10 protein-coding genes and 1 rRNA gene are annotated in these 9269 nt (G+C 38.7%); 7 read left to right on the top strand and 4 right to left on the bottom strand.

Annotated features, from left to right (window positions below; translation table 11 throughout):
• Window positions 1–40: 40 nt before the first annotated feature.
• Together EV694_RS06775 and EV694_RS06780 are read left to right on the top strand one after the other, a co-directional pair.
• The gene (locus EV694_RS06775) at window positions 41–1675 is read left to right on the top strand and encodes a phosphoethanolamine transferase (RefSeq protein WP_132690798.1); all 1635 of its coding nucleotides are present in this window, start codon (window positions 41–43) and stop codon (window positions 1673–1675) included.
• Between the two features lie 2 nt (window positions 1676–1677).
• Entirely contained in the window at window positions 1678–2034 is a 357-nt protein-coding gene (locus EV694_RS06780; protein WP_132690800.1) for a diacylglycerol kinase, read from the top strand.
• Window positions 2035–2181: 147 nt separating this feature from the next.
• On the opposite strand, the gene aroE is transcribed toward EV694_RS06780, so the two are convergent.
• The 4 genes from aroE to dprA form a co-directional block, all read right to left on the bottom strand.
• Entirely contained in the window at window positions 2182–2988 is an 807-nt protein-coding gene (gene aroE, locus EV694_RS06785; protein WP_132690802.1) for a shikimate dehydrogenase, read from the bottom strand.
• Between the two features lie 10 nt (window positions 2989–2998).
• Complete coding sequence (gene tsaC, locus EV694_RS06790; RefSeq protein ID WP_132690804.1) at window positions 2999–3550, bottom strand: L-threonylcarbamoyladenylate synthase type 1 TsaC; 552 nt, start codon at window positions 3548–3550, stop codon at window positions 2999–3001.
• Window positions 3540–4082: a DNA topoisomerase family protein gene (locus tag EV694_RS06795; protein WP_132690806.1), complete on the bottom strand. Its 543-nt coding sequence runs from the start codon at window positions 4080–4082 to the stop codon at window positions 3540–3542. The genes tsaC and EV694_RS06795 overlap by 11 nt, the downstream gene beginning before the upstream one ends.
• 83 nt (window positions 4083–4165) lie before the next feature.
• On the bottom strand, window positions 4166–5275 hold the full coding sequence (dprA, locus tag EV694_RS06800; RefSeq protein WP_132690808.1) for a DNA-processing protein DprA: 1110 nt from the start codon (window positions 5273–5275) through the stop codon (window positions 4166–4168).
• Between the two features lie 359 nt (window positions 5276–5634).
• Between dprA and EV694_RS06805 the strand changes: the two genes are divergently transcribed.
• From EV694_RS06805 to EV694_RS06825, 5 genes are all read left to right on the top strand, one after another.
• Entirely contained in the window at window positions 5635–7146 is a 1512-nt protein-coding gene (locus EV694_RS06805; protein WP_132690810.1) for a sodium-dependent transporter, read from the top strand.
• Window positions 7143–7235 carry a methionine/alanine import family NSS transporter small subunit gene (locus EV694_RS06810; RefSeq protein ID WP_132690812.1) on the top strand — a complete coding sequence of 31 codons (93 nt, stop codon included), beginning with the start codon at window positions 7143–7145 and terminating at the stop codon, window positions 7233–7235. The genes EV694_RS06805 and EV694_RS06810 overlap by 4 nt, the downstream gene beginning before the upstream one ends.
• Window positions 7236–7589: 354 nt before the next feature.
• Window positions 7590–7958: a hypothetical protein gene (locus EV694_RS06815; RefSeq protein WP_132690814.1), complete on the top strand. Its 369-nt coding sequence runs from the start codon at window positions 7590–7592 to the stop codon at window positions 7956–7958.
• The gene (locus EV694_RS06820; protein WP_132690816.1) at window positions 7948–8811 is read left to right on the top strand and encodes a tetratricopeptide repeat protein; all 864 of its coding nucleotides are present in this window, start codon (window positions 7948–7950) and stop codon (window positions 8809–8811) included. The genes EV694_RS06815 and EV694_RS06820 overlap by 11 nt, the downstream gene beginning before the upstream one ends.
• 367 nt (window positions 8812–9178) lie before the next feature.
• Window positions 9179–9269 (top strand): 16S ribosomal RNA (locus tag EV694_RS06825); the annotation flags it as partial.

A 9269-nucleotide genomic window follows, 5' to 3' on the forward strand; every position in this document is an offset into this window, starting at 1 on the left:
TTAAACTCGGCTACCTAATGATTCAATAAGAGGTAGCCTTATGTTTTTACGCAAACTCGGCAAGATTTCTTTGTCGTCAAGCTGTTTATTGGCATTGGTGGCAGGCTATTTTGCCTTGGTATTAAATTATCCGTTTTATCGTCAATTATTGACGATTCACCCCTTTACTGGTTCATCAGCAGATTATTTTTTGTTGACGGTGCCACTTTTTGTGTTTTTAGTGTTAAACGCTGTTTTTCAACTGATCGCCTTACCTTGGTTACATCGTATTCTTATTCCAACTTTGCTCGTGTTGAGTGCGATGGTGAGTTATCACGAAATTTTTTACGGTATCTATTTTGATAAGGAGATGTTAGATAATGTGTTGCAAACTCATACAAGTGAAGCCCTGCATTTGATCACTTTACCCTATATTTTATGGGTAATCGTGATAGGGATTGTACCTGCGGTGTTGTATTGTTTGGTCAAAGTGCGTTATTCCCGTTGGTGGATTGAAATCAGTAAACGTATTGGTTTGGTGTTAGTGTCGGTATTGTTGATAGGTTTAATTGGTAAAGGGTTTTATCAAGATTATGCCTCTATTGTGAGAAATAATAAACCTATTGTGCATTTAATTTTGCCGTCCAATATTATTGGCACAAGCGTGAAAAAAATCAAAAGTGAATACAATGCCAATCGAGAGTTTATTCAGCTAGGTTTAAATGCTAAACAGGCTAAGCCTGATCATTTTCGTCATGTGACTATTGTGGTGATGGGCGAAACCACCAGAGCGCAAAACTGGGGACTAAATGGCTATGCCCGCCAAACTACACCCCTCTTAGCCAAACGACAAGATATTGTGAACTTTACCGATGTCTCTAGTTGTGGCACTTCTACTGCCTATTCTGTGCCTTGTTTATTTTCCCATTTACCGCAAAAAAGTTTTAATAATAATCAAGCACCTTACCAAGATAATCTATTAGATATTCTGCAACGGGCTGGGGTAAAAGTGACTTGGCTTGATAATGATGCAGGTTGCAAAGGCGTCTGTAATCGGATAGAAAATCAGGATATGACCGCTTTAAACTTGGCAAAATATTGTAAAAACGGCGAATGTCTTGATGAAATTTTGTTTGAAGATTTGGATAACATTTTACAACAAAGCCAACAAGACAGCTTAATTGTGTTGCATACAATGGGTAGCCACGGACCGACCTATTACCAACGTTATCCGCAACAATATCGCCAATTTACACCCACTTGCGATACCAATGAAATTAACCAATGTAGCGACCAACAGTTAGTCAATACCTACGATAATACCATTTTGTATGTGGATTATATTGTGAATAAAGCCATTGATTATCTCGCTCAACAACCTGAATGGGAAAGTAACCTAATCTATTTATCGGATCATGGCGAGTCCTTAGGCGAAAATGGCTTATATCTACATTCCGCCCCTTATGCCATTGCGCCAGAACAACAAACGAAAGTGCCAATGGTAATGTGGTTTTCGGAGAAATGGCGAGCGAATGAAAAGCTCTCTCTTGATTGCTTACAACAGCTTGCACAAAGCCAATCTTTCTCTCACGATAACTTTTTCCATACAGTATTCGGTTTATTGGATATGGATCTCTCCCTTGATTTGTATCAACCTCAGCTAGATATCGTGGCACAATGTAAACATAAGGATTAATAATGAAAAAATACACAGGGTTAAAACATATTATAAAAGCCACAGGCTATTCATTCAGTGGATTAGGCTATGCTATCAAAGAAACGGCATTTCGCCATGAATTGTTACTTTGTTTGATCGGCATACCTTTGGCTTTTTATTGGGCAAAGGACAAAATTGAGCTGTTGCTCTTATTGAGTAGTTTATTGATGTTATTAGTGGTAGAGCTAATAAATACCGCCATTGAAGCTACCGTTGATCGCATTGGCAAAGATTTTCACCCATTAGCTAAAAAGGCAAAAGATCTTGGCTCCGCAGCGGTATTTGTGAGTATGCTGATTTGTGCTATGGTGTGGTTAGTTATCGTCGTGCCAATTTAAATAAGACAGCGTTGACACGCTTTGTCTTAGGTTAATTGAAATGACTATATTTTATGGGCTTATTCAAGACAAAATAAAATTTTGCCAAAACTGACCGCACTTTAATTTTATAAAAACGTTAGATTGAGATTAACCCCTTTGGTATTTTTATTTTAAAAGATTAAATAACGGCGTGGTATCAGGCATAACGCCACGCCAAAGAGCAAAAGCGTGTGCTGCTTGTCCGATTAACATTCCTAAGCCATCGCTTAATTGATGTACGCCAAGCTGTTTGCCTTGTTGGATAAAAGGGGTATCCTGTTGTTTGGCGTATTGCATATCATAAAGTGCGGTGGCATTTTTCAAAATTTCTTCATCAATTTTAACCACTTTGCCTTGTAAGCCAAGGGATGTGGCGTTAATAATTAAATCAAAATGTTGTGATGGAATATGAGCAAGGGTATAAGCCTCAATTTGCCCATAATGGACAAATCTTTCAGCGAGTTGTTGGGCTTTTTCAAGGGTACGATTTGCAATGGTAATCTTTTGTTGTGCTTGTAGCAGAGGTAATAAGACACCTTTGCTTGCGCCGCCGGCACCGAGGATCAGGATTTTTTGTTGAGGTTTTAGCCAATTCAGGCGTTGTAAATCGGAAACTAAACCTGCCCCATCGGTATTATCCGCATAGAGTTGCCCATTATCTAAACGTTTCAGGGTGTTGCAGGCCTCAGCGGTTAAACAACGCTCGCTATGGCTGTCCGCAAGGGCAAAGGCACGTTCTTTGAAAGGGGCGGTAATGTTACAACCTTTGCCACCTTGAGCAAAAAAGGCTTGTAGCTGTTGTTCAAATTGGTTTAAGTCGCCTAATTGGGCTGTATAGGACATTGTTTGCCCGGTTTGTTGGGCAAAAAGTTGATGAATTTGTGGTGATTTACTTTGGGCAATGGGATTGCCCCAGACAGCGTAATGATCCATAGTGTTTTCCTTATCCATGTCTAATAATTTGATCGGTAAAAATATCACGAATTTGTGAGGGGTTTTGTGCTTGTCCTATGGGTTGGTCATACACAGGAAAATTTAAACCAAATTGTGACCGCACTTCTTCAGCCGTTTTGCAAGGGGGGAAGCCAGAAAGGTTAGCACTGGTTGAGGTCAAGGCAAAATGGGTGTAGCGACAAAGTTCAATGACCGCAGGGTGGCGGCAGATACGAATGGCAATGCTGTCAAATTGTCCTGTGAGCCAATTTGGGGTATCGCGGTGGCTTGGTACAATCCAGGTGGTCGGTTGAGGCAAAAGGGCGGTCAGTTTTTGCCAATGTTTTTCTTTAAGTGCCGATTGATCGATAAAAGGCAGTAATAAGTCAAGGGTTGGGGCAATGAGGATTAAGCCTTTCTCTTGAGGGCGTTGTTTGAGTGTGAGTAATTTTTGTACGGCGATTTCGCTATAAGGATTACAGCCTAAACCAAATACTGCCTCGGTAGGGTAGGCGATCACATTATGTTGTTGGAGGTAAGAAACCAGTTGTTCAATCTTCATTTGTCGTGAAATTATGTTTACATTGTTTATTAGCACATTGATAATGTGCGTTTTTTTTCTCAATGCTTAAGGGATAATGGCATTGTGGGCAAGCCAACGCGATGGGCTGACTTGGCAAGGTAAATTTGCATTTGGGATAACGATCACAAGCATAAAAAGTTTTTCCTTGCCGTCCACGGCGAGCCACTAAATGCCCTTGTTGACATTCAGGGCAATCAATTTGCTCTTGAGGTGTTTCATTGGGATTATCTTGCACAATAAAATGGCAGGCAGGATAATGGCTACAACCAATAAACATACCAAAATGCCCTTGTTTAAGGACGAGAGAATGCCCACATTCAGGGCATTTTTCATCAAGATGTTTAATGATTTTGCTTTCTGGCGAATGATGTAATGGTTGTAAGTAATCGCATTGCGGATAGGCACTACAACCTAAAAATAAGCCTTTTTTGCCTTGTTTTATCTGCAATGTTGAGCCACATTGAGGACAGCGATGTGTCTGTTTTGTTGGCGTAAAAAGCGGATTTGCCATATTGATTTGTTGTGATTATGCAAGGGGTTATTGATCCTGAGGTTATGCTAACGTTTTTTCTTTCATTATGCAAAACCAATTCGTTAGCATCGTTTATATAATCCCTCTTGTTCACTGATTAAGGCTTGTAATTCTAACGCCAGTAATTGGGTTAGTAATTGCTCTATAGGTAAATTTATTTTTTCTGAAAGCTGATCAAGGCTAATACCATTATAGGGAATATGGGCGAAAAGCTCGGGGTATTCTGGCGATATTGTTGGGGGATTTTTAGGGGGTGTTTGTTGGGCGGTATGACTGAGGTTAATGCTTGTGGGAGCTTGAGGGTAGTGAGAGAGATTTTCAATAATATCTGATACGTTTTCTACCAGCATAGCACCTTGTTTTATGAGTTTATGGCAACCTTGGCTAAACTCACTTTGAATTTGGCTTGGGAGAGCAAAAATATCACGATTTTGTTCTAGGGCATACCTTGCGGTAATGAGCGAACCGCTACGTTCATTGGCTTCAATGACCAGCGTGGCTAGGGATAATCCGCTAATAATACGGTTGCGACGAGGAAAGTTTTTGGCAACAGGTGCTTGTTGCGGTAGAAACTCGGAAATTAATGCCCCTTGATTGGCAAGGATATGTTGGGCAAGTTGTTGATGTTTTGTGGGGTAAATATTGTCTAATCCGCTACCTAATACCGCAATGGTTTGCCCTTGTTGGGCGACTACTGCTTGATGTGCGAAGCCATCAATGCCTAAGGCTAATCCACTGGTAATGATAAACCCCGCTGCACAGAGCTCAGAGGCAAAATATTTTGCCCAATATTCCCCATAACTTGAGCAATGACGGCTACCTACGATAGCGATTTGTGGCTGTGAAAGACAAGTTAAATTGCCTTTTATAAACAAGACTGGTGGTGGACTATAAATTTGTTGCAATAAATAAGGATAATCCTGTTGCAGAAAATGGATAATATGTTGATCGGGCTGTTGTTGCCATTGTAGCGCAGGTTCAATATATTGCATTTTGGGGTGAAACCAGGCTTGAATTTGGTTGGCTTGCCAACCGATTTGTTGGAAAGCGGCTTGATCGTAATCAAGAAGATCGCTGGTGCGGACTTGCTGGAGTAAACGATGTATTGTGGGCAAGTTGAGCTGGGGAATTTGTAATAGGCGTAATAAAACGGCAAGATCCTGATTTGGCATAATATTAGTTCATTGGGTAAAACATAGTATTAGCTTAAAAGGGTGATCAAAATAAGGCGAGAATTTTATGCCATCAGCATTTATTTTTGGAATAGGCATCGCAAAATGCTAAAAAAATGATGACTTTTTCAATAAAAAGTACATTTTTTGTTGTGTTTTTGTTTAGAAGTTTATGGCGATAAATAAAGAGATAATAAGCGTTTTATTTTGATAATAAATAATTTCTTAGAATGTATCACTAAAATTTTCGCTTTTTTATGGTATTAATCTCTAGGTAAGTCTATTTTTAATCATTTGACAATATTTTATATTGCTCTATATTCATTGCTTTATTTGATTTTCATTCTAAGGAGCAAAAAATGGCACAGTCCAATTCTAAGGTTCGTGAAACCTTTGCCGGGCGTAATGCCTTTATTTTAGCAGCGATAGGTTCCGCTGTTGGGTTGGGAAATATTTGGCGTTTCCCTTATGTGGCTTATGAAAATGGCGGTGGGGCATTTATTATCCCCTATATTATTGCTTTATTAACCGCAGGGATACCACTCTTATTTTTAGATTATGCCATTGGGCATAAATATCAAGCCTCAGCACCTTTAGCTTATCGCCGCTTAAATAAAAAATTTGAAATCTTTGGTTGGTGGCAGGTACTGATTAATATTGTTATCGGGCTTTATTATGCGGTCATTTTAGGTTGGGCTGCAATGTACACCTATTATTCTTTGAATAGTGCATGGGGTAATGATCCTGCCAGTTTCTTCTTCCATAATTTCTTAAAGATGTCGAGTGATGTGACGGTGGGGTTTGATTTTGTTGCCACCGTGGCTGGACCTTTAATTGGTGTATGGCTTGTCACCTTAGCCATTATGGCATTAGGGGTACAAAAAGGCATTAGTCGAGCCTCTTCTTTCTTTATGCCAATTTTGGTCGTAATGTTTTTTGCATTAGTCGTGAGTGCATTATTTTTACCGGGAGCAGCAAAAGGGCTTGATGCCTTATTTACCCCTGATTGGTCAAAATTGTTTGAACCGACAGTTTGGGTTGCCGCTTATGGACAAATCTTTTTCTCATTATCTATTTGCTTCGGTATTATGATTACCTATGCCTCTTATTTAAAGCGTAACTCGGACTTAACTGGCTCAGGTTTAGTGGTGGGCTTTGCCAATAGCTCTTTTGAATTATTAGCGGGTATTGGTGTATTTGCGGCATTAGGTTTTATGGCATTATCCGCAGGTAAAGAAGTGAGCGAAGTGGCAACCTCTGGTATTGGTTTAGCCTTTATCGCTTTCCCTGCAATTATTGATCAAGCACCTTTTGGGGCGGTAATTGGCGTGTTATTCTTTGGGTCTTTAGTTGTTGCCGCGTTAACTTCCTTTATGTCAGTATTAGAAGTGATTATTGCTTCGGTACAAGATAAGATCAAAATGAACCGCATTGGGGCAACATTCTTGGTCGGTGTGCCTATGATGATCGTTTCTACCTTATTATTTGGCACCACCACAGGTTTACCAGTTTTAGATGTACTTGATAAATTTGTGAATAACTTTGGTATTGTGGCGGTAGCGTTAGTCTCTACCTATGCCTTATTATTAACCGAATCCTTATCTAAATTAGCTGCACATAGCAATAAAACTTCTTCCTTTAAATTAGGTATGGGCTGGCGTATTTGTGCAGGCGCATTAACACCTATAGTGTTGGTCTATATGTTATTTACTGAAATTAGCAAAGTATTAACGGAAGGGTATGGCGGCTATCCTCACTGGTTTATTGATACCTTCGGTTGGGGAATGGCGATAGGTTTAGTGATCATTGCGTATTTATTAACACGCCTTGCGTGGAAACATGAGGATAAATTTGTGGAGGAAAAAGAATGAGTTTAACCGCAATCATTATGATGAGTATTGCTTTAGTGATTATTTGGGGCGGTTTATTGCTTGCCATTAAACGCTTACCAAAAGAATAAAAACTTTTGCAGAATTGACCGCACTTGGGTGATAAAGTGCGGTCAAATTTTAGAATATTTTTGATTTCTATCACCCCACTTTGAAATAATCCAGCGTTGGCATATCTTGCCGTACTATGTGTATTGTTTTCGTCATACCGCCTTATCTTATTTTTACATTGAAACCATTGTAACTATTCCAGACGAATAAGAAGATAAACAAAAGCTCAAAAAATGTTCGTTTTCCAAAAGTACTATAGTACTTTTTGTTATTTACTTGATGTAAATAACAAAACAAATCTGATTAAACAGTTTATTGTCAGAGTTTTATCCAAATCTTTTATTTTATCTAAGGTAATTTTTATGGAGCGTTCAATGGAAAAATACGTTAATTTACTTTGCTTTGAAGTTAAAAGCGAGATTAAAACCGAAAATCCTGATCAGTTAGCACCTTACTTTCTCTATATCGGAGATGATGCAGGCTATAAAGTAGAGAAGAAAGCGGATAACTTGCTTTGCATTACACGTGTACTGGTTTTTCCAGAGGGGAAAGAAGATGTAGAATTGGCGAGAGTAAAGGAGCGTAGACTTATCGAACGCAAAATGCATCACGATAAATTAGTCGGCGAAGTTGTGAATGTTGACATAACACTTATTAATACTATTCCTTTTCCTATCGAAGAGCTATCACCTCGTAGTCCTGTCTATTTTCAACATTACTTTGGAGACGATAATGATGAATAATATATCAACAAAATTATTCAGCCTGATCTTGCTCACTGTGAGTGTAAATGCTATCGCAGCGGATAATAATTACCTTGAAGAAGCCAAAAAGGGGGATCGCTTGGCTATGAGCATAATTGCAGATCAGTACTGCAAAGAGGGTAATTACCGCGAGTCCTTATATTGGCGAGAACAACAAATTAACTCAAAGCAACAGCAATTACGGCAATCAGACATCACTGAACAACAAAAGCAGAAAATTCAGGTATTTCTTGAATTTGATAAAATGCAATTAGCTGACAGCTATGCTAAGGGAAGCTGTGATCCCTATCAAAAACCAATTAAGCAACTGTTTTTGCCCGATTATCAATTGGCGTTACGTTGGTATCAAGATTTAAGCTTCACTAAAAATCCGCAGTCAAGTTGGCCTTATAGCGCAAAGTTTAAGATGGCTGAAATTTATTTTTGGGGAGAAGGTGGGGTGAAACAAGATGTATTTAAAGCCAAAATATACTATAAAGAGCTTGCTGAAATTCCAGATAATGTTATTCAAACATTAGCTGAAAAGGATAAGCTTTCAGCTCTCCAAGAAACACGTGGAAATGCACGTATGCGTCTAGCACAAATGCATTTTATAGGGAAGTATGCTAGCCAAGATGATCAACAAGCCTATTTTTGGGCGAAAAAAGGGCTAGAGGATAATAACCCTTATGCTGTTATCATTCTTGCCATATTAGAATATCAAGGTTCAGGTACTGCCCAGAATAAAACACGGGCAGTGCAGTTGATAAAAAAGGTTTGTGATATTGAGGGTGATGAATATGCTTGTTTATTATATCAACAGATGAAAGCCAATCGCCCAGTACCTCGATAAGGCTTATCAATATAATGTTGTTATTTTGTTTATTAAAAGTCAAAGAAATAATTTGATTATTTATAAGCTAAAATAGCCTAATTAATCAACAAATGGCACTAAAAAAGAAATTTTTTGAAAAAAAGTGAAAAAAGCACTTGCAAGGAAAAATGAAATCACTATAATACGCCCCACACAACGACGCTGTAGTTGATAAGATGAAAAATCAGCGTCGTTTTTCTTTCTGAATAGAAAGTTGTTCTTTAACAAATGAATCAGACAATCTGTGTGGGCACTCGTGTGCTTGAGTTTGAAAATATTGAAAATTTTAGATTTAACATACCAGTGCTGAGCAATTTATTTGAAGTCAGTATTGAGTGGAGAGATTAAACTGAAGAGTTTGATCATGGCTCAGATTGAACGCTGGCGGCAGGCTTAACACATGCAAGTCGAACGGTAACGGGAAAGAAACTTGTTTC

Source organism: Volucribacter psittacicida (genome assembly GCF_004339025.1).
Classification (GTDB): Bacteria; Pseudomonadota; Gammaproteobacteria; order Enterobacterales; family Pasteurellaceae; genus Volucribacter; species Volucribacter psittacicida.